The organism is Streptomyces sp. NPDC001852, from assembly GCF_042891825.1.
GTDB lineage: Bacteria > Actinomycetota > Actinomycetes > Streptomycetales > Streptomycetaceae > Streptomyces.
Window position 1 is genome coordinate 83401 of sequence record NZ_JBIATN010000027.1, and the last position, 20164, is coordinate 103564.

At 71.5% G+C, this 20164-nt stretch carries 11 protein-coding genes; 1 reads left to right on the forward strand and 10 read right to left on the reverse strand.

The window, feature by feature from the left end; genetic code table 11:
• Positions 1-32: 32 nt before the first annotated feature.
• The 5 genes from ACFYZB_RS35410 to ACFYZB_RS35430 all read right to left on the reverse strand — a co-directional run bounded on the left by ACFYZB_RS35410 (position 33) and on the right by ACFYZB_RS35430 (position 10238).
• Positions 33-2966, reverse strand: a complete 2934-nt coding sequence (locus ACFYZB_RS35410; RefSeq protein ID WP_388765491.1) for a hypothetical protein — start codon at positions 2964-2966, stop codon at positions 33-35.
• 12 nt (positions 2967-2978) lie between these two features.
• On the reverse strand, positions 2979-4835 hold the full coding sequence (locus ACFYZB_RS35415; RefSeq protein WP_388765494.1) for an HSP90 family protein: 1857 nt from the start codon (positions 4833-4835) through the stop codon (positions 2979-2981).
• Between the two features lie 49 nt (positions 4836-4884).
• A complete protein-coding gene (locus ACFYZB_RS35420) occupies positions 4885-5871 on the reverse strand; it encodes a hypothetical protein (protein WP_388765496.1) in 987 nt (328 codons plus the stop codon).
• Between the two features lie 97 nt (positions 5872-5968).
• The gene (locus tag ACFYZB_RS35425; protein ID WP_388765498.1) at positions 5969-7306 is read right to left on the reverse strand and encodes a phosphatase PAP2 family protein; all 1338 of its coding nucleotides are present in this window, start codon (positions 7304-7306) and stop codon (positions 5969-5971) included.
• A gap of 313 nt (positions 7307-7619) precedes the next feature.
• On the reverse strand, positions 7620-10238 hold the full coding sequence (locus ACFYZB_RS35430; protein ID WP_388765500.1) for a LamG-like jellyroll fold domain-containing protein: 2619 nt from the start codon (positions 10236-10238) through the stop codon (positions 7620-7622).
• A gap of 396 nt (positions 10239-10634) precedes the next feature.
• Here ACFYZB_RS35430 and ACFYZB_RS35435 point away from each other — a divergent pair, with 396 nt between their 5' ends.
• Positions 10635-14723 carry a beta-galactosidase gene (locus ACFYZB_RS35435; protein ID WP_388765502.1) on the forward strand — a complete coding sequence of 1363 codons (4089 nt, stop codon included), beginning with the start codon at positions 10635-10637 and terminating at the stop codon, positions 14721-14723.
• Between the two features lie 62 nt (positions 14724-14785).
• Here ACFYZB_RS35435 and ACFYZB_RS35440 read toward each other — a convergent pair whose 3' ends face one another.
• From ACFYZB_RS35440 to ACFYZB_RS35460, 5 genes are all read right to left on the reverse strand, one after another.
• Positions 14786-15223 carry a hypothetical protein gene (locus tag ACFYZB_RS35440; protein WP_388765504.1) on the reverse strand — a complete coding sequence of 146 codons (438 nt, stop codon included), beginning with the start codon at positions 15221-15223 and terminating at the stop codon, positions 14786-14788.
• A 52-nt stretch (positions 15224-15275) separates the two neighbouring features.
• Positions 15276-16136 (reverse strand): heavy metal-binding domain-containing protein, encoded by an 861-nt coding sequence (locus tag ACFYZB_RS35445; RefSeq protein ID WP_388765506.1) that lies wholly within the window; start codon positions 16134-16136, stop codon positions 15276-15278.
• A 13-nt stretch (positions 16137-16149) separates the two neighbouring features.
• Complete coding sequence (locus tag ACFYZB_RS35450) at positions 16150-17091, reverse strand: heavy metal-binding domain-containing protein (protein WP_388765507.1); 942 nt, start codon at positions 17089-17091, stop codon at positions 16150-16152.
• A 124-nt stretch (positions 17092-17215) separates the two neighbouring features.
• On the reverse strand, positions 17216-18757 hold the full coding sequence (locus ACFYZB_RS35455; RefSeq protein WP_388765509.1) for an AMP-binding protein: 1542 nt from the start codon (positions 18755-18757) through the stop codon (positions 17216-17218).
• A 69-nt stretch (positions 18758-18826) separates the two neighbouring features.
• A complete protein-coding gene (locus ACFYZB_RS35460; protein ID WP_388765511.1) occupies positions 18827-19786 on the reverse strand; it encodes an alpha/beta fold hydrolase in 960 nt (319 codons plus the stop codon).
• Positions 19787-20164: the final 378 nt, after the last annotated feature.

Below are 20164 nucleotides of genomic sequence, written 5' to 3' on the forward strand. Positions count from 1 at the left end.
CGCGCTGTCGCCCCGGCACCGCGACCACCGTGTCACCCCTTGTCGCGCAGCCGGGCCGCCAGGGAGGTCAGCGACTCGGTCTCCTCGGTGTGGCCAAGGGCGGTGAGGCGGGAGACCGCCGCGTCGAGGCGGGTCAGGGCGGGGGCGGGGCGTTCCAGGTAGATGCCCTCCACGGCACCCGCGAGCCGGACGCACTCGGCCCACTCCCCCGCGTGGTCCGCGTCGGGTCCCGGTTCGCCGAGCAGGGTGAGGGCCTTGTCCAGGGCGGTCAGGGCGGTCTCGTACTCGCGGGCGTAGGCGTTGACCCGTCCGTGTTCGTAGGCCAGGGCAGGGTCCAGGGAGCGGCCGCGGGCCTCGTACCCCGCGGCGCGGGCCTCGTCGGCGATCCTGCCCGCGTCGGCGAGGAAGGCGAGGGCGTCGGCCAGGCCCTCGGCGCCCTGCTGCTGGGCCTGGAGGCGGGCGAGTTCGCGCAGGCAGCCGCTGAGCTGCCCGTAGCGCGGGGCCAGGACGTGGGCGGCGAGGGCCTGGTCCGCGGCCTCGCGGGCGCGGCCGAACTCGCCGGACTCGGCGAGGAGTACGGCGGTCTCCGCGGCGATCATGGCGTGGCTCCCGGGGTCGTCGTCCCAGTCGGCCGATTCGGCCGCGAGGGCGGCGAACTCCGCCGTGGCGGCCTTGAGGTCCTCGCCCGCGTGCAGCGCGCGGGCGCGGGTCAGGCGCAGCTGGGCGACGAGCCGGTCGTCGAGCTTTCCGGCGGCGACGTCGGGTTCGGCCAGGAGGGAGTCGAGCAGGGCGATGCAGTCCTCGACCCGGCCCAGGTCGAGGCTGAGCTGGGCGGCGTTGCTGTAGGTGCAGAACGCGTCCGTCCGGTTGCCGTGGCGCAGTTCCAGCTCTGCGGAGCGCGTCAGGTGCCGCAGTGCCTCGTCGGGGCGGCGCAGGTGCATGCAGGCCTGGGCCAGGTCACCGTGGAGGCGGGCGGTGTCGACCGTGTCGGACGGCCAGTCGGCGGCGAGTCTCAGGCCCTCGGTCAGGTCCGCGTGCGCGGCCTGCGCGTCCCGCAGGCCCAGCTGGATCCGGCCGCGCAGGCCGAGCGTGCGGGGCAGGTGCCAGGCGGGGCCGTGCGCCGTCAGCCGGTCGAGGAGGGCGTCGATCTCGGTGACGGCGGCGGCCAGATCGCCGGAGAGGGCGTGCGTACTGGCCCTCAGCAGCAGGGCGCCGGAGACCTGTCCGGCGATGTCGTGCCGGGTGGCGAAGGCGAGCAGCAGGTCCACCTCGGCGAAGAGCGGGGCGAGGTGCTCCTCGTTCCCCGATGTCTGCAGCCGCAGGCCGAGGGCGCTCGCCCGCAGCCGCAGCAGACGGGCCTCCTGGTACGGGGCGAGGGCGGGCGTCTCCTCGTGCAGGCGGACGAGGGCCGCGTGGGCATCGGTGAGCGCGGCGGCCTTCGCCTCGGCTCCGTCGGCGCGCTCCGCGGGGATCTCGCCGGTGGGGAGCAGGGCGCAGGCGCGCGCGAGGGCCGCGTGTCCCGGCGCTCCGGCCTCGTCGTACCGGCTCGCGGCCTCCTCGTACAGGGCGGCGGCTTCCTCGAACCGGTCCTTCTCGCCCGCCCGGCCCGCCTCGTCGGCCAGCAGATCCGCGTGCAGCCGTACGAGCGGCCCCACGGCCGGGTCGTCGGGGTGGGCGTAGTCGGGGGCGGCGACGAGAGTGCGCAGCCGTGCCCAGCAGGCCACCGCGTCCGGATGCCCCTGCTCGTCCAACGTCCGTGCGCGGAGGATGAGTTCGGGCAGCGACTCGGGGACGGCGGGGGTCGTGCGGGCGGCGGGCGCGGCAGCCGGGGCGGCCGGGGCCACGTCGTCGAGGCCGCGGGTGCGCAGGGTCAGTTCCAGCGCGTCCAGGAGGGGGGCACGGTCGAGGCGGGCCCTGCGCCGGTCGGTGTGGGCCGTGGTTCCGTTGCGGGCGTCGAAGCGGGCGGCGAGGTCGTCGGCACGGCCGCGCACCTCGGCGCGCAGGCCGGTCACCGTCCAGGTGCGGCCCGCGTATCCGGCGGCGGGCAGTTCGCCGTGGCCGAGGGATGCGACGCGCTGGAGGAGGACCTCCACGCCGGTGAGGAAGCCGAGCTGGTCCAGCGGCGAGTCGACCTCGTCGAACAGGCTCCGGTTCTCGGCGAGCAGTTCCAGGCCGCGCGCCTCGTTGCCGGTCAGCGCGCAGAACTCCAGGTGCCGGCCGACCTCCCCGGACATCGAGGGGTTGCAGCGACAGGCGCGGTAGCCGACGAGGTGCAGTTCGCGGGCCTGGTCGGTGCGGCCGGTGCGCAGCAGGGGAAGCAGCGCGTAGGAGACGGAGCGGGCGGGCTCCTCCTGGCAGGATTCCTTCCCGGCCAGGACGGGCTCCCAGGTGCCGAGCGCCCGCTCGTCGTCGCCCGCCGCGAGGTGGTACAGGGCGCGCTCGCAGATCTCGCAGGCCTCGCAGTCGCTGAGCCGGGTGCGGGTGCGGGCCGCCCACAGCTCGTAGGCGAGGTCGGTGTCCTCGCCGACGTGTGCGGCGAGTTGGTACGCCTGTCCGTAGTAGGGCTGGAGGCCGAGGCCGGCCTTCTCGTACCGGTCACGCATCTCCGTCAGCCACTGGCGCAGGCTGGCCAGCGGGATCTCGGGCAGCTGGCGCAGGGCGTGGGCGACCCACTTGAACCGCCAGAACAGCGTGTGGCGCAGGCGCTCGTCGAAGACGTCGGGCTGCTCGTCGAAGAGGGTGAGCAGACGGGCGAAGGCTACGGGTGACTTCCTCGGTTCGGAGCCGTAGTTGTACGCCTTCTGGAGTGCGAGGAGCGCATGGATGAGCGGGACGGGCTCGGCGAACTGCTCGGCGGAGTCGACGAGTTCCTCGGCCGTGACGGTGCGGGTACGGCCGTAGGGGCGCCGGTCGTTCTCCTGCAGCGCCTGGTACAGCTCGTCGGTGGTCTGGGGTGCGGTCGGCATCGTCGGCGGTCCTTAGCTGTCCTTGCGGAGGGCGTGGGCGAGGAGGTCGAGGAAGGAGCGGTTGATGAGGCTCGACTCGGCGGGCCTGAGCGGGCGCCGGGACAGCATCGCGGCCTGCCCGTAGAGGGCTTCCGCGCTGGTACGGGCCAGTTCGGGCTCGTCGATGGTGACGGCGGTGCGGACCAGCGGATTGAGCTGGTTGAGGATCAGCTGGGCCCGCGGAGCCTCCTGGCGCAGGTGGCCGAGGATGTCGCCCCACAGGCCGCCCTGCTGTTCGCGGGCGAGCTGGGAGCGGGTCCGCTCGTGCCGGGCCTCGCGGCTGTCGAGGAGGAGGGCGGGGGCGGAGGCCGGCTGGAAGGTGCGCAGCGCGACGTCGCAGTCGAAGACGGCGAGGGCGTCGCGGGCCAGGGCGAGGTAGGCCGCGGCGGCCAGTTCCGTCTCCCGGTCGACGGGGTCGAGGTGGGCGGTGAGCGTGGCCGGGTCCAGGTCGGCGACACTGACCTCCGGCCTGATCTCGGGCAGCCGGTGGACCAGTTCACGGTCGTAGGTGTAACCGCCGTTGACGACGCCGAGCCCGGCGGCCGAGGCGATCGCCGCGACCTGGCGGAACTCCTCCACGCTGGAGGTCACGAGCACGGTGCGGTGGGTGCGCGCGAACTCGTCCAGCGTGGCGTTCCCGTCGGTGGTCTCGAACGGCAGCCACGGCAGCAGCATCCGCAGGATCTCGTCGTCGTGCACCGCCAGCGACTTCACGGCCAGGTGGTGGGTCCGGAGGAAGCGGGCGAGGAGGTCCGGGTCGCCGGCGGCGGTCCGGGCGATCCACGCGCGCAGCCGTTCGGCGAGGGCGTCACGGACCGCGGCGAGGGTGTCGTCCTCGTACAGGGACTCGCGGGACGCCGTCGGGCGCAGGCTCTCGGCGTCGACGACGCAGCGGACGAAGAAGGCCCACTCGGGCAGGATCTCCACGGCCTGCTCGGACAGCAGCATGCCCTTGACGTGCACGCGGTGGCCGTGGCGGCGCCCGGCCGGCACCGCCTCGGGCAGCACGCACGCGATGCCCTTCAGGCCCACGGCCGGCAGGTCCAGCTCGATGGTGTCCAGCGGCGTGAACCCGAAGACTTCCTCGCCGTACGCGGCCAGCGCGCGGGAGCGTGCGCCCGGCGTGGGGTACGTGCGCGTCCAGGGGGCGGGCTCGGGGTTGACGGATGCGCCCGGAGCGCCCCGGCCGCCTGTGCCGTCGTCGAAGGTCACCGGGTGACGGAGCAGGGAGCCGAAGTGGCGGGCCAGCGCGTGCACCTGTGCCGGGCGGGTCCACTCCCCCGTGTCGGCGCGCGGCGTCAGTGTGACGGTGGTGCCGGGGCGGTGGCGGGCGGAGGCGGGCAGGGCACGGACGGTGTAGCTGCCGTCGCCGCGTCCCCGCCACTCCACGGCGGAGGCGTCGGGGGTGCGGGCGGAACGGCTCAGGACGTGGATCTCGTCCGCGACCAGGAAGCAGGAGAGCAGGCCGATGCCGAACTGGCCGATGAAATCGGCGCGTTGCTCGGCGATCTGCTCGCTGCGCTTGCTGCTGCGGCCGATCGTGGCGAGGAAGGTGTGCACGTCGGCCTCGGTGAGACCGACGCCGTCGTCCTCGACACGTACCACCGAACCGTCGGCGTACAGGCGGATTCCGAAGGCGTCGGCGGGCGCGGCCGGTTCGAGGCCGTGCCGCGCGGTCAGCGCGTCCACCGCGTTCTGCAGGAGTTCCCGCAGGTAGACGCGGGGGCTGGAGTAGAGGTGGTGGGAGAGGAGATCGACGAGGCCGCGCAGATCCACCTGGAAGGTGCGGTCGGCGCCGGCCGGGCTCAATGGGGTGTCGGGGAGAGTCATCGGGCAGTCCGGGTGGGGTGGGAGTGGAGTGGCTGGCGGGGTGGCGGGGTCAGGCGTTGCGCCGGGCCCGGGCGTACATCTCTTCCGGCTTCGCCATGTACCTCCAGGGCCACGAGGTGTAGGCGCCCTGCAGCTCACGGAAGACGCGCGGCAACGCGATGCGCTCGGAGGCCAGGGACAGGGCCATGGCAAAGATGTTGAAGTCCTCCTGCCAGCCCGGGCGACGCACGTAGGCGGGGTGGAGGATGCTGCGCTCGGCCGCCTCCAGCAACTCGTCCTGGATCTCGGGGGCGATGAGGCAGTTCTTACGGTCGGACTCGACCCAGTCCTCGATGTGCGCGATGGCGATCACACAGCCGAGGCGGTGGCCATCGGGTGCCCCGGCGAACGCCTCCCGGGCGAACGCCAGGGCCTCGCCCGGCTCGCCGCCCCACCGGGGCTGACGTTGCGACACCCACTCGACGTGGGTCTCCAGGTCCAGCGGAGCGCGGCGCAGGGCGGCGTCGAGCCGGGTCTCGTTGACGGCGGGGCCCAGCGACATGCCGCGGCCGGAGGTGAGCAGGCGGCGCCACGGCGTGACCCAGTCCGGCCGCAGCTCGGCGGCCTCGAACAGCTGCTCCTCGGCGATGTGGAGCCGCTCGTGGAAGACCCGCCACTGCTCCTGCGTGACGTCCACGGCACGCGCGCGGGTGCGGGCCTCCCAGCCCCAGTGGACGTGGCGGGCCCCGGATATCAGCAGGGCCGTCGCCCGGTGCTCCTTGTCCTCCTCCACGGCCCGGCCGATCCAGTCCTGCACACCGTCCAGGTCGGCCAGCTCACCGAGGACTTGATGGTCGCGGCCGAGATCGAAGGGGGCCAGCGCCTCCCTGACCGCGGCCCAGTCACCCGCCTCGGCCGCCTCCACCAGCGCGAGCACCCGCGTGTCTCCGAGTGCGCGCAGCGGGTACATCCCGTTCTTCTGCCTGCGCGGGACGGGAAGGGCGTACGGATCCGCCGCCGGTCTCTCCCCACCCCTGCCGAACAGCCTGTCGAACATGCCGCGCCCTCCCCAGGTCCCGCGTGATCGTCGGGTGCAGCATAAGCGGCCCCACCGACACCGCTTCCACAGGGTTTCCACCGGTCTTCACGTCAGGTCACGGGACCTGTTCTGCTGCCTGACCAGGCTGATGAGGCTCGAACTGGTTCGGGATCGGGGCTTTCGGCCGCCGCGCGGCCTCGGGCACCGGTTCCACTCGACCGGTGGTCCGTATGTAGCCGTGGACCACTGAGGTCATCGCCAGGATGAGGAGTGGCCCGAACACCAGCGGATGTCGGGCCATCTGCAACGGCAGGCAGCGGTACGACACCAGGAGGGCGGTGAAGACCGTGGCGCCGTGGACGACCAGCTGGATTCCTGACCGGTCCCAGCCACGGTCGAGCGAGCGCAGGGCTGCCTCGATGGTGAGCGCGAACACCACGCCGGCGACGAGATCCACGCCGTAGTGGTAGCCGAAGGCCAGCGTCGCGGCGAGCGTGGCAACCAGCCAGAACGTCCCCGCACCTCGCAGAACCCGTGGGCCTTTGCGGGAGTGGATGAAGATCGCGGTGGCCCACGCGGTGTGCAGACTGGGCATGCAGTTGCGGGGGGTGATCTCGTCGTACGGCATCGGGTGCGGGGGGTGGATCGGTGGTGGCGTGTCCGGCCACAGGTTGGCCGCCGCCCAGTGCACGCCGCCGGTGCCGGAGGCCCCCGGGCCGTAGGCGAAGACCGGTCCGACCACGGGGAAGATCATGTAGATGGCAGGTCCGAGGAGACCGATCACCAGGAAGGTGCGCACCAGATGGTGGCTCGGGAAGCGCCGCTCGACCGCCACGTTGCGCAGCTGGTACAGCGCGACGACGACAGCGGCCACGGCAAGCTGGGCGTAGACCAGGTGGAGGAGATGGGTGCCGATCGGGCCGGTGGCCCTGAGCATCCGGCCTGCCGGCCACGACAGGTTGCCCAGCGCGTGATCCGCGGTCGCCACGTACTGGTCGAGCACCGCCGGGCGGCTCTTCGACGTGAGGAACAGCCAGGTGTCACCGGTCTTGCGGCCGGCCACCAGCAGCAGGCCCAGCCCGACGCCCTTGAGCAGCAGGACGCGTTCCCGGCCGGTGCGGCGCGTGACAGCGATGACCGCACAACCCAGCATCACCCACAACGCGCCATTGCCGAAGAAATGACCGTCGGTCATCTCGGCGCCCACTGCCCACCGCACCAGCACGAAGACGACGTCGATGCCGATGGCGACACCGGCCGCGATGAACCGTTGCCGCCAGGTGAGCACCACCATCATCAACGCCAGACCGCCGTACAGCGGCCCGGGTTTCGGAGCGAATACCAGCCCGTTCACCTGGTCGGTGATCGGCCCGGGCTGACCGTAGTGGCGTGCGGCGATCTCCAGCGTGACGAGGACTCCGAGGGCCGCCACAGCCGCTGCGGCCCACAGCACAACTCTGCCGTTTATTCGCGAAAGTTCCCGCGATGCTCTGGATCTCAATCGTTTGGCCCGGTTTGCTCGTTTGGGGATAGACAGAGGAACAACGGGCGATGAGGGCAATCATCGCGAGTTCGAACATGTTAACGGAACGATGCCGGTGGGTTACGCGGCCCTCCCGGGCAGACGCCGGCCGTTGAACTAGTCGAACTCCTCGTCTACGCGCCATACGCGCAAGCGGCCGCCGGGGAACTGTCCGGCGGCACATCCGTCGCCGGTACTGAAATCCGTCGCCCGACGCCCCACCGGGGCGTCGGGCAGTGAGCGATCAGGTCAGGACGAGCTCCAGCACGGTGACCGAGAGCGGCGGCACCGTGCTGGTGAAGGACGCTGCCGCGCCGGTGACGGTGCTCGTCCTGGGGACCAACGTGTCGGGTTCCGTCAGCGTGTTGGTGGTGGTGCGCGAGGGGCCGGTGAGGACCGTCGCGGTGGCCTGCCTCCTGACCCCCTTGGCCAGCCCCTTCAGCTCGACCGGCACGTTCACCTTCTCCGTCCCGCAGTTGACGACCGCGAGGTAGAGGCGGTTCCCGGAGCGGGTGGCCACCGTGGCGAGACCGGGCAGCGCACGTGCGGTGGCCGGAAGCACCGCCTTGCCGATCCTGCTCGTCAGCATGTGCTGTGCCCAGTAACTGGGCGACACATAGCTGGTGAGGTTGTCGTAGGCGATCAGGTTCGTGGCCCAGACGTTGTTCTTGACGTGCGAGAAGAGCGGCGCGTAACACTCCATGAGGACCTGGTCCGAGTTCCGGATCAGCCCGGCCAGCCAGGCGGCGTCGCCGAGCGCCGCGTCGAGGTCGGGGGTGGGACGGCCCTCCTGGGCGGCCCACTCGCCGACGAACACCTTCGTCGAGTTGCGGTCCCGGTTGTCGTACTTGTGGGTGGAGGCCTGGGCGGCGGACGGCGCGAGGTAGTAGTGCTCGTCGATCAGGTCCGGCGTGCGGCTCGTCACGGACGTCGTGGCGATCAGCTTCAGATGCGGGTACTTCGCCTTGATGGCGTCGTGGAAGGCCGCGAACCGCTCGTCGTACGACCCCGAGGTGTCGAGCCAGTCCTCGTTGCCGATCTCCACGAACTCCAGCGGGAACGGCTCCGGATGTCCGTCGGCGGCACGCCGTGCGCCCCAGGTGCTGGTGACGGGACCGGTGACGTACTCGATCTCGTCGAGCGCGTCCTGCACGAACGGCTTCAGCGCGTCGCCGGTGACGTGTTCGCCCCTGAGCGAGTAGCCGGCGTACACCGCGAGGACCGGCTGGGCGTGCAGGTCCTCCACCCATTGCAGGTATTCGAGGAGTCCGAGGCCGTCCGTGGACCAGTAACCCCAGGCGTCGTCCTTGTGGCCGGGGCGCTCCCAGACCGGGCCGATGGTGTTCTTCCAGTTGAACCGCGTCGCAATCGTGTTGCCCTCGAGGAAGTTCCCGCCGGGGAAGCGCAGGAACTTCGGCTTCAGCGCGACCAGTTTCTCCATCAGGTCGATGCGCAGGCCGTTGGGCCGGTCGTGGTAGGTGGGCGGGAAGAGGGACACGTGCTGCAGCCACAGGGTCTCGCCCGCTGCGGCGGGGTCGGCCGTGGTCACGGTCAGCCGTGCGTCACCGGTCACGGGGGCGCGCGAACCGGTGCGCAGGGTCAGCTCGAAGGGGCGGTCGGGGAAGCCGGTGCCGATGTGGGGCACGCGGGCGGACGCGTACACCGTCGCGCCGTCCGCCGACTCGATGGCCACCGTGAGCGGGCCGATGCGTCGCGACGCCTTGGCGAACAGCCGGGCGGTGTACGTGGTGCGGGGCCGCACCGGTATGCCCCAGTAGCCGTCGTTGGCGACGCCGGCCCGGTTCCCGGCCCCCGTGCCGCTCGGCAGCACCACCTTGAGGGAACGGTTGAGCGCGACGTTGAGCGGGGTGGTGGAGTCGAGTGCGAGGGTCGTCCCGCCGACGGTGGACCAGTGGACGGGCGAGGTGTCGTCGGCCATCATCGAGCGGTTCTGCACCAGTTCGGCGTAGATGCCGCCCTCGCCGGAGTGGTTGATGTCCTCGAACATCAGACCGGGGAGGACGGGGGACACGGCGTGCGCGGGGTTGCCGACGTCCACGCTCAGCAGCGGCGTGGTGGTCTCCACCGGGACCCCGGCCAGCGCCGCGACCTGCTCGGAGGTGAGGGCGGACGGGAACATCCACACGTCGTCGATCAGCCCGTGCCACTGGTCGACGTGCCCGCCGCCGTAGAGCGCACGGCCGACGGCGGTGTCGCCGCTGCCCGCCCAGCCCGCGGTGTAGGCGGTCTCCCCCTCCAGCACGCCGTTGACGTAGAGGCGGATGACGCCGGCGGTCGGGTCGCTGACGCCGGCCAGGTGGATCCAGGTGCCGGCGGTGGGCGCCGAAGCAGCGGCCGCCACCGCGGCGTTCTGGGTGGCGTCCGAGCCCAGCCGGGCGAAGGCGAAGGTGCCGGTGTCGTCGCGCAGCCCCAGGTAGAAGGAGCTGACGACCTTGCCGTCGATGCTGACGGCGGTCTGGTAGCCGCCGAGTTGGGCGAGGTTGACCCAGGCGCCCACCGAGAAGGCCTTGGAGGTGTCGAGGGCCGGCCCGGACGCCGTGGCGTTGCCGCCTGCCGCGAGGCTCAGGCTGTGGGCGCCGGCCTTGCCGGTGCCCCAGCCGGCCGCGCCCTGGAGCGTCGCGGTGCGGCCGTTGCCGGAGGAGTCGGCGGCCGAGGTGCCGGAGCCTTCGTCGAAGCTCCAGTGGGCGGCCGCGGCGGGGAGGTCCGCCGCGGTGGCGCCCGCGGTGGCGCCGGTGAGTCCGGCGGCCCCGGCGGGAGCGGCGGCGGCGAAGGTCCCGGCGAGGGAGGCGGCGCCCAGGACGGTGAGAACGGTTCTGCGGGGCACTCCGGCTTCTGAGGGCATGCGGCTCATTCCTTTGTGACGGACCGTTGCACGGCCAACGTTGTTCGATATACCGGACATCGATCGGTACTTCGAGCAGCAGGGATCTTAGGATGCCGGCGAGGCCCGTCAACACCCCCTGCACGGCAATGGTTTTCAGGCGGATCCCGGCCGGCGCGGCGCGACCGCGCCCAAGGTCTTGCGCTGCCGCCGTCGGCCCGCAACACTCCTCACGCCAACAGATTCGCACATAACTCAAAGCCCTGAAGCCGCAGTTCTGTTGCAATGGGTGGCATTCGGCGGGCGATCACCGTGCTGGAGGACCAGATGAAGGCTCAGGGCTCGGGTCACCGGGCAGCCAGACGTCGCTTGTCGATCGCTGCGGCCATCGCCCTGGTGTGTGGCGTAGGCGCAGGTGTGCAGCCCGCGGCGGGCGCCGTCAGGACCTCCGCCGTCACGCCGTCTGCCGTCAGGACCACCTCCGCCGCACCGGCTGCCGCGGCCTCAACCGCGCCCCACTCGGTGACGTACGACGGCTACTCGTTCCTGATCGACGGGAAGCGGACGTACCTGTGGTCGGGAGAGTTCCACTACTTCCGGCTGCCCAGCCAGGCCCTCTGGCTCGACACGCTGCAGAAGATGAAGGCGGCGGGATTCAACGCGGTGTCGCTCTACTTCGACTGGGGGTACCACTCCCCGGCACCCGGCGTCTACGACTTCACCGGCGTACGCGACGTCGACAAACTCCTCGACATGGCCAACGACCTGGGCATCTACGTGATCGCCCGCCCGGGCCCGTACATCAACGCCGAGGTCGACGGAGGCGGCTTCCCCGGCTGGCTCTCCACCAGGGCCGGCAACACCCGCACCTCCGACCCGGAGTACCTGAAGTACAGCGACGAGTGGCAGACACGCATCGACCGCATCATCCAGCGCCACCAACTCACCAACGGCACCGGCTCGGTCATCGAGTACCAGGTGGAGAACGAGTACTACCACGGTTCGGCGGCCGGCCGTACCTACATGAAGCACCTGGAGGACAAGGCGAAGGCCGACGGCATCACGGTGCCGCTGGTCGGCAACAACAACGGCACCTTCAACTCCGGTGACGCCGCCCTGGACGTGGACGCCGCCGACTCCTACCCGCAGGGCTTCAACTGCTCCGATCCCGGCAAGTGGAACGGCGTTCCCGACATCAGCTACGACCATGTGGCCGGAAAGCCGCTGGCCACCGCCGAGTTCCAGGGCGGTGCCTTCGACCCGTGGGGCGGCCCCGGCTACGACAAGTGCGCCCAGCTCATCAACGACCGGTTCGCGGACGTGTTCTACAAGCAGAACATCGCGGTCGGCGCGACCTCGCAGAGCTTCTACATGACCTACGGCGGCACCAACTGGGGCTGGCTCGGCATGCCGGAGAACTACACCTCGTACGACTACGGCGCCGCCATCCGCGAGACCCGCCAACTCGACCCGAAGTACGACCAGGACAAACTGATCGGCTACTTCACCCATGCCGTCAGCCCCCTCACCAAGACCGACGCGCTGCCCGCCACCCCCACCGACAACCCGGGGATCGTCGACACCGCGCGCGCCAACCCCGACACCGGAACGCAGTTCCATGTCCTGCGGCACGCCGACTCCACCGCCACGAGCAGCGACAGCGCCCATGTGACGATCGACCTCGGCGCCCACCCCGGCTACACCTACGACGACCCGGACAAGGCCCTGGCGTACACCGGCAGTTGGTCGCACGTCGGCGCGGAGCAGAACTACACCGGCGGCGACTACCAGCACACCGAGTCGTTCTCGAACACCGCCGGCGACAGCGTGACCGTGCCCTTCACCGGCACCGGCGTGAAGTGGATCAGCAACCTCGACACGAACCACGGCATCGCCGACGTCTACCTCGACGGCACCAAGGTCAAGACGGTCGACACCTACGGCGCGTCCAAGCAGAACCAGTACGTGGCGTACCGGGCGAGCGGCCTCGCCAAGGGACCGCACACCCTGAAGATCACGGTGACCGGCACCAAGGGCTCCGCCGCCTCCGGCACCTTCGTGACGGTCGACGCCATCGACGTGACCACCGGCTCCGCCGCGACCGCCCCCGTCTACACCGTCCCGCAGCAGCCCGGCACCGCCCTCACCCTGAACGGCCGCGAGTCCTCGATCATCGTCGCGAACTACGACCTGGGCGCCACCCGCCTCCAGTACTCCACCTCGCAGCTGATGACCGACGCCACCATCGCCGGGCGTGACATCGCGGTGCTCTACGGCGACCACGGCTCGGACGGCGAAACGGTCCTGCACTCTGCGGCCAAGCCGACGGTGACCTCCTCGGGCGGCACCGTCGACTCCGCCTGGGACCCGGCCACGGGCGACCTGCGCCTGAACTACCGGCACACCGGCCTGACCCGGGTCACCGTCACCGGCGGCAGCCACCCGCTGACCTTGCTGCTCGCCGACACCGCGACCGCCAAGACCTTCTGGCGTCAGGACACCCCGCAAGGCCCGGTGCTGGTCCGCGGCACCCACCTGCTGCGCGGCGCGTCGTACTCCGCCACGACCGCCACGACGCTGAACCTGACCGGCGACACCGGCACGGACGGCTCCGTCGAGGTCTTCGCCGACGCCGATTCCCTGACCTGGAACGGCAAGCCGGTCCACACGAAGGTCTCGGCGGGCGGCAGCCTCACCGGCACCGTGCCCACCGCCGCCCCCGTCACCCTCCCCGCCCTGACCGACTGGAAGCACCGGCAGGAGTCCCCCGAGGCACAGCCCGCCTTCGACGACTCCGCCTGGCAGGTGGCCGACAGGACCACCACCCACAGCACCACACAGCCGGGCAGCCTCCCCGTCCTGTTCGCCGACGACTACGGCTTCCACACCGGCAGCACCTGGTACCGCGGCAGGTTCACCGGCACCGGCAAGGAGACCGGCATCACCCTGGCCACGCAGAGCGGTGGCAAGGCCGCGGCCTCCTCGGTCTGGCTCAACGGCACCTTCCTCAGCAGCTCCACCACCGACGGCCAGAAGACCTACGACTTCCCGGCCGGGGCGGTCAAGGCCGGCGCGGACAACGTGATCTCGGTGCTGACGGTCGACATGGGCCACGAGGAGGACTACAACGAGTCCAACGGCAACAAGGCCGCCCGCGGCCTGACCGGCGCGCTCCTCGACGGCAACCCGCTGAACACGGTCACCTGGCGGCTGCAGGGCGTCCGCGGCGGTGAGACCCCCGTCGACACCGTGCGCGGCCCGCTGGCCACCGGCGGCCTGTACGGCGAACGGGCCGGCTGGATGCTGCCCGGCTACCCCACCGGCGACTGGACCCCGGCCACCCTGCCCGCCACCGACACCACCCCGGGCGTCTCCTGGTACACCACCGACGTCGCCCTGGACCTCCCCAAGGGACAGGACACCTCGCTCGGCCTGACCCTCACCGACGACCCGTCGCGCAGGTACCGCGCCGAGATCTACGTCAACGGCTGGGACATGGGCAACTACGTCAACTACCTCGGCCCGCAGCACAGCTTCCCCGTCCCCGACGGCATCCTGAACCCGAACGGGAACAACCGGATAGCCATCGCCGTGTGGAACCTGGACGGCTCCACCGGCGGCCTCGGCAAGGTCGCGCTGACCGACTACGGCAGCTACGCGTCCTCGCTGAGGGTCACGCCGAACGACAGCCCGCGCTACGACCGGACGCGCTACGCCATGCCCGCCGCGCCGGGCGCGCACCTCACCCTGAACACGCCCGGGTCGGCCGGTGCCGGGCAGCACTTCACCGCCACCGCGACCTTCCAGGTGCCCGCCGGCGCCCCCACGGCCTCCGGCGTGACGGCGCGCCTCGCCGCACCCGACGGCTGGACCGTCTCCCCGAAGCCCACGCCCACCACGGCCGGGCGGATCGCGCCCGGCGCCTCCGTCACCTTCAGCTGGGACGTCACCACCCCCGCCGACATGGCGAAGACCAGCGCCCTGAAAGCCACGGCAGCGTTCGTCCGGCGCCACCGGTCCGCCACCGTCACCGACGAACGGATCGTCGCCGCCGTCCCGCCCCCGCCGCCCGCCGGGACCGACCAGGTCAGCGACCTGCCGTTCCTGTCGGCCGGCAATGGCTGGGGCCCGGTCGAACGCGACCAGAGCGTCGGCGGCACCGCGGCGAACGACGGCACACCGCTCACGCTCGCCGGCACCGTCTACGCCAAGGGCCTGGGTACCAACTCGCCCAGCGACGTCATGGTTCACCTCGCCGGACGGTGCAGCAGGTTCACCGCCACCGTGGGCGTCGACAACGGCGACCCCGGCACCGTCACCTTCTCCGTCCTCCTCGACGGCAAGGTCCTCACCACCACCCCCGTCCTGAACGGCAAGTCGGCGCCCCTGACCATCGACGTCCCCGTCACCGGCGGGCAGGTCCTCGACCTGTCCGTGGGGGACGGCGGCGACGGCAGCGGCAACGACCACGGCGACTGGGTGAACCCCGTGCTGACCTGCGGATGACCTCGAAAGGAGGTGGGCCGGGACCGGCCACCGGCGGGCCGGTCGGTGCTCGGGCGGCGGCGTTACTGCCCGAGCACCAGCCGTTCCAGCGCCGCCCGTGCCCGCGCGTCGGACCGCGCGCGGGCCGCGACCGCGAGCGCGAGCTCGCGCACCCACTCGTCGAGCGCCACGGGGCGCCGCGACAGCACCACGCCGCGGACCTCCTTGCACACCTCGCCCTCGGGATGCCCGCCCGCCAGGTCGAGCACGAGACGCTGCTCACCGAGGGAGACCTCGACCCGCTCGACGCGTCCGTCGCGCCCCGCGAGCCGGTCGGCCAGGCCCCGCCTGCGCTCGACGGCGACGGAACCCGGCGGCAGCGCCTCCGCAAGGGTCCCGGTGAGCACCTGGGCGTAGACCTCCAGGTCGGCGGCGTCCCTGCGCAGCGCGGCCGTCAGCAGGTCGACGGAGTCCGGTTCCCCGCCGGGTTCGAACGGGACGGGGTCGTGTGGCGAGGTCATCGCGGGGGCCTCTCGTGGTGTGCGGTCGATCCGAGTCTGCTGGGCCGGGCGCTCAGCCGTCCAGGCTGAGCACCATCGTCGGGCGCTCGATGACATGGTCCTCGCGCAGGGGCCGCACCGCCGTGCCGATCGCGAAGAACTCGGTGGTGTGACCGCCCCAGCGGTGGTTGTGCGCGTTGAGCTGAACGCCGACGATGCCCTCCGCCCGCAGCTCCTCCGCCTCGTGCTGCATCCGCGCCATCGCCAGCTCCCGCGCGTCGTACAGGGCCTGCGTGAACTGCTCGATCTCCACGTTCTTGCCGATGTTGGAGAACATCTGCCCCATCCGCTGGTGCGCGATGTGGTAGACGCAGGTGCCCATCACCATGCCCAGGGGGGCGTAGCCGGCACGGATGAGCGTCCAGAAGTCCTGACCGTTGAGGTCCGAGGTGAACGGCTGGCCCTTGAGGTTGCGCCAGCTGCCGCCGTTGCCGCCCGGCGCCGGGTGATCGGCCTTGACGGCGGTGCCGATCGCGATGAACTCCGCGATGTCGTTGCCGAATTCACGGGCCTCGACGCTCAGCCGCACGCCGACGATGCCGTCCGCGCCCAGCTGGGCCGCCTCCGCCTCCATACGGGTCATCGCCAGCTCCCGGGCGTGGTACATCGCCTGGCTGAGCGTCGTCAGCTCCTGGTTCTTTCCCCAGCGGCCCAGCTGGATGCCCACGTGGTAGATCGAGCTGCCCAGCACGAGGCCGATGGGCCGGAACCCCGCCTCGCGGACCAGCAGGAACTCGTTGACCGACAGGTCGCTGGTGAAGATCGAACCCGGCTTGCCCGGCTGCAGTTCGGCGAGCCGCCGCATCGCGTCGGCCGGCACACCCTGGGCGGACATGCCGTCAGAAGTGCCGTCGGCGGGGTTGAAGACGGTCATGAACGGGTTCCCCTCATCGCATGTCGGTGGCGGTGCTGCGCATGGTCCGCCGGCGTCGTTCCGGGTCGAGCGGCATCACGGTGAGTGTGCGGGGCGGCTGCTCGCGCACCGTGAAGCGGGCGACGGTGGTGCCCAGCAGCGTCGCCTCGGCCACGTGGTCCTCCTGGTCGTCGTTGCTCCTGCGCATGCACGGCTCGCCCCAGATGCGCAGGCGGCCCGCGGAGAGGATCACGCCGTCGCCGCCGCGCCGTCCCGTCTGCGCCCACAGGTGCGCACGGGCGTCGGAGCGCACTGCCTGGACGAGCTCGCTCCAGCCGCCGACCTCGGTGTTGCTCCAGGAGCGCGTCTGTGCGCGGATGCCGTAGTCGTCGTGGCGTACGCCGATCGACATTCCGTACAGCAGCTCCACCGGAACCCATCCCGCGGTCATCAGCTTCGCGAACGCCTGGCCGTCGAGGTGGCAGGTGAACGGCTGCGGCGCCCGTACCGTCCCGGCCGCGCGCACCGCGGTCCCGATCACCTTGAACTCCAGGCAGTGGGGCTGGGCCGGGAAGGGCGCCACGGTCAGCTGTGCCGCGACGACCCCGTCGCCGCCGAGGGCCGAGCACTCGGCGGTCATCCGGTCCAGGGCCGAGCGGCGCGCCCGGTCGAGCACCTCGACGAGCCCGGCGGACGGGGCGCCGCGTCCGGAGAGGGCCAGGGGCGCCGGGGCGCTGCTGAAGGCGTACTGCATGCCTCCGTAGAGACAGTCGTGATAGCCCCAGTACCGGCCGCTGCGGCCCACGTGGTAGACGGCCGAGCCCATGACCTGGCCCACCGGCTCGAACCCCACGGCGCGCAGCGCGGCGAACTCACCGGTGGACAGCGCCGAGGACCATGTCCCGCTGCTCCGCACCTCCCCGATGCGCGCGGCTGCCGCCGGGGGCAGTCCGGCCCCCGTCCATTCCCCGCTCATGGACACCCACTTCCCGCTTCGGGCCCCGCCCGAGGGCGCACCGGCTCGAGTCTATGCCCGGCCGCCCGGGGCACCACCCCCGCCCGGTACACCGTGTGAAGCCGGACTGCCACGAGACCGGCGGTCAGTTGACCTTCCGGTTCCGCCCGGACCAGTACGGCTCGCGGAGCTTGAACTTCTGGATCTTGCCGGTGGCCGTACGCGGGATGGCGTCGCGGAACTCGACACTCGTCGGCGCCTTGTAGCCGGCCATGCGCTGCTTGCAGTGGGCGATGATGTCGGCCTCGGTCGCCGTGGCCCCCTCGGCGAGCACCACGAGGGCCTTGATCGTCTCGCCCCACCTCTCGTCCGGCACGCCGATGACGGCGACCTCGGCGACCGCCGGGTGGCCGAAGATGACGTCCTCCACCTCGATCGACGACACGTTCTCGCCGCCGGTGATGATCACGTCCTTCTTCCGGTCGGTGATCGTCAGGTGACCGTCGGACTCGTCGATCCTGCCACCGTCGCCGGTGTGGAACCACCCGTCCTCCAGGGCCACCGCGGTCTCCTGCGGCTTGTCCCAGTACCCGTCCAGCACGACGTTCGACCGGGCCAGGACCTCGCCGGTCCCGGAGACCTTCAGCCTGACTCCCAGCGCGGGCAGTCCCGCACGGGACAGTTTGCGCGCCCGCTCCCCGGCGGGCAGTCCCGCATCCGCCGGCCTGGACCGGTTGAACGTGAGCAGCGGGGACGTCTCGGTCAGGCCGTAGATCTGCGTGAACTCCCAGCCCAGTTCCTCCCCCACCCGCTGGATCAGCGTGCTCGGCGGCGGAGCCCCCGCGCACACGATCCGTACCCGGTCACGGCCGGGGATCTCCCCCTCCCAGGAAGCCGCCGCGTCCAGCACCGCCTTCCACACCGCCGGCGCGCCGCACATGAGCGTCACGCCGTGCCGGTCGACCCGGCGCAGGATCTCCGCGCCGTCGACCTTGCGCAGCACCACCTGCTTCACGCCCAGTCCGGCCATCACATACGGCATGCCCCAGCCGTTGCAGTGGAACATCGGCAGCGTGTGCAGGTAGACATCGCGCTCCCACACCCTGGTGTGCAGCCCGAAGGTGACCCCGTTCACCCAGATGTTGCGGTGGGTCAGCTGCACCCCCTTCGGGCGGGCCGTGGTCCCTGAGGTGTAGTTGATCGTGGCGGTGGCGTCCTCGTCCGGTTCCGACCACGGGCGGGGGGCCACGCCGAACCGCATCAGCTCGTTCTCGGTCTGCTCCCCGAGGACGAACCGGTGGCGCGCCTTGACCCCGGACAGCGCCTCGTCCAGCTCCGGGTCGACGAGCAGCACCGACGAGCCGCTCTGCCGCACCACGTACTCGACCTCGTCGGGCCCCAGGCGGAAGTTGACCGGCACGCAGATGCGACCGCTCATCGGCACCGCGAACAACAGCTCCAGCAGCCGTGCGGAGTTGTGGCTGACCACCGCCACCCGCTCACGCTCGCCCACGCCCAGCGCGTCCAGCCCCGCCTGCCAGGCGCGCACCCGCTCGCCCAGCCGCCCGTACGTCGACTCCGGTACCGGCACACCGGGCTGATCCGGCTCGTCCACCACACCGGTGTCGGAGGCGAAACCCAGCTCGGCCCGCTCGAGGAAGTCGGCGACCGTCATCGGAACACGCATAGCTCACTCTCCTGCATCCGGAACGACTGGTTCATGCGGAAGACCCGTGCTTGCCACGGGTCTACCCAGTCAGCCGCTCGTGCCGACCACACCGCCGCTCGCGCCCGCCGCGTCGAGCAGATGGCCCGCCACGGTGCGCGCGCCGTCGTCGCCGATGAGTACGGTGTAGTGGTTGACGCCGGCCACCCGGTGCGTCGCCGGCCGGGCGGGGGCGAGGCCGGCGGCGGCCAGCCGCTGCTCGTCGTACAGTCCCTGCGGCTCGTCCATCAGGCCCCGCTCGGCCCACAGAAGCCGGGCGGGAAGCTTCAGTTGACCTGCCGCGGCCAGTACCTCGGGATCGCACAGCACCTGTGTGCCGTCGACGCGCACGGCGTCGCGGACGCAGGACGAGCGCAATCGCGGTTCCGCGCCGACGAGGTCGCGTTGGACGTAGGCGTCCGCCCACGGCGACCACGAGCCGGAAAAGGCCGGATGATCCCGCCAGTAGTCACGGTAGGCCTGCCGGTCGGGGAAGGTCATCGCCAGCCGGCGCATCGCCGGGCCGATGACGGCGTCGAGGAGCGCGTCGGGGTCCAGACGGGTCGGTGCGGGGAAGCCGATCCCGCCGTCGACGAGGACGAGCGAGGCGAACCTCCCTGGATGGTGTACGCCGGTGAACGCGCTGACGAAGGCGCCCATCGAGTGGCCGGCGAGCACCGCACCCTGCAACCCGAACGCGTCGGCGAGCGCGGCCACGTCCGCGGCGTGTGCCGCGATGCCGTACGGGCCGGGCAGCGACCGGCTGCCGCCCCGGCCGCGCAGATCGGGCGCGATGAGAGTGGCCCGGCCCGCGAGGTGGTGGGCGACCCGCGCCCAGGAAAGCGCGTTGGCGGTGATGCCGTGCACCGCGAGCACGACGGGGGCGCCCGCTTCGGCCGCGGGCCAGCGCAGCACGGCGAGTTCGCCGCCGCTGACGGGCACGCTCAGTTCTTCGTACGGATCAGCCTCCGGCCCGGCCTTACGGCGACCGGCCTCGTCGTGACGCGTCATGTCGGTGACTCCCCATCTCCTCGCGCGTGCCGCGCACGATAGGGGCCTGCAAGCGGATCCGACATGTGCCCGGCGCATGCAGGTGGCCTCGGATTCGTGTGATGAGTCCACGTGGTCGAGCTGCATGCTTACAGAAAGTGGGGCCAATGCCACAGACAGTCGATCCATTGCGAAAACCTTCCAGGGCGGATTAAATCGCCTAAATTCATCCGGATTAAGATGGATCCGGCGAATCAGATCGCTGTGTCCCCATACGATCACATCCAGCCCAGCCGCCGAGCGGCGAGCGGAGGCGACAGTCGGCATGGTGAATCCCAGAGGCAGCGATACGCAGGGCATCGGAACGTCCATGCCCCGAACCCCCCGTCCGCTGCACCA

Bases quoted from the DNA above. Each gene is read 5' to 3' on its own strand.
- ACFYZB_RS35445 (WP_388765506.1), bottom strand. From the start codon at position 16,136: ATGACCGTCTTCAACCCCGCCGACGGCACTTCTGACGGCATGTCCGCC.
- ACFYZB_RS35410 (WP_388765491.1), bottom strand. From the start codon at position 2,966: ATGCCGACCGCACCCCAGACCACCGACGAGCTGTACCAGGCGCTGCAG.
- ACFYZB_RS35450 (WP_388765507.1), bottom strand. From the start codon at position 17,091: ATGAGCGGGGAATGGACGGGGGCCGGACTGCCCCCGGCGGCAGCCGCG.
- ACFYZB_RS35420 (WP_388765496.1), bottom strand. From the start codon at position 5,871: ATGTTCGACAGGCTGTTCGGCAGGGGTGGGGAGAGACCGGCGGCGGAT.
- ACFYZB_RS35440 (WP_388765504.1), bottom strand. From the start codon at position 15,223: ATGACCTCGCCACACGACCCCGTCCCGTTCGAACCCGGCGGGGAACCG.
- ACFYZB_RS35460 (WP_388765511.1), bottom strand. From the start codon at position 19,786: ATGACGCGTCACGACGAGGCCGGTCGCCGTAAGGCCGGGCCGGAGGCT.
- ACFYZB_RS35430 (WP_388765500.1), bottom strand. From the start codon at position 10,238: ATGCCCTCAGAAGCCGGAGTGCCCCGCAGAACCGTTCTCACCGTCCTG.
- ACFYZB_RS35415 (WP_388765494.1), bottom strand. From the start codon at position 4,835: ATGACTCTCCCCGACACCCCATTGAGCCCGGCCGGCGCCGACCGCACC.
- ACFYZB_RS35455 (WP_388765509.1), bottom strand. From the start codon at position 18,757: ATGCGTGTTCCGATGACGGTCGCCGACTTCCTCGAGCGGGCCGAGCTG.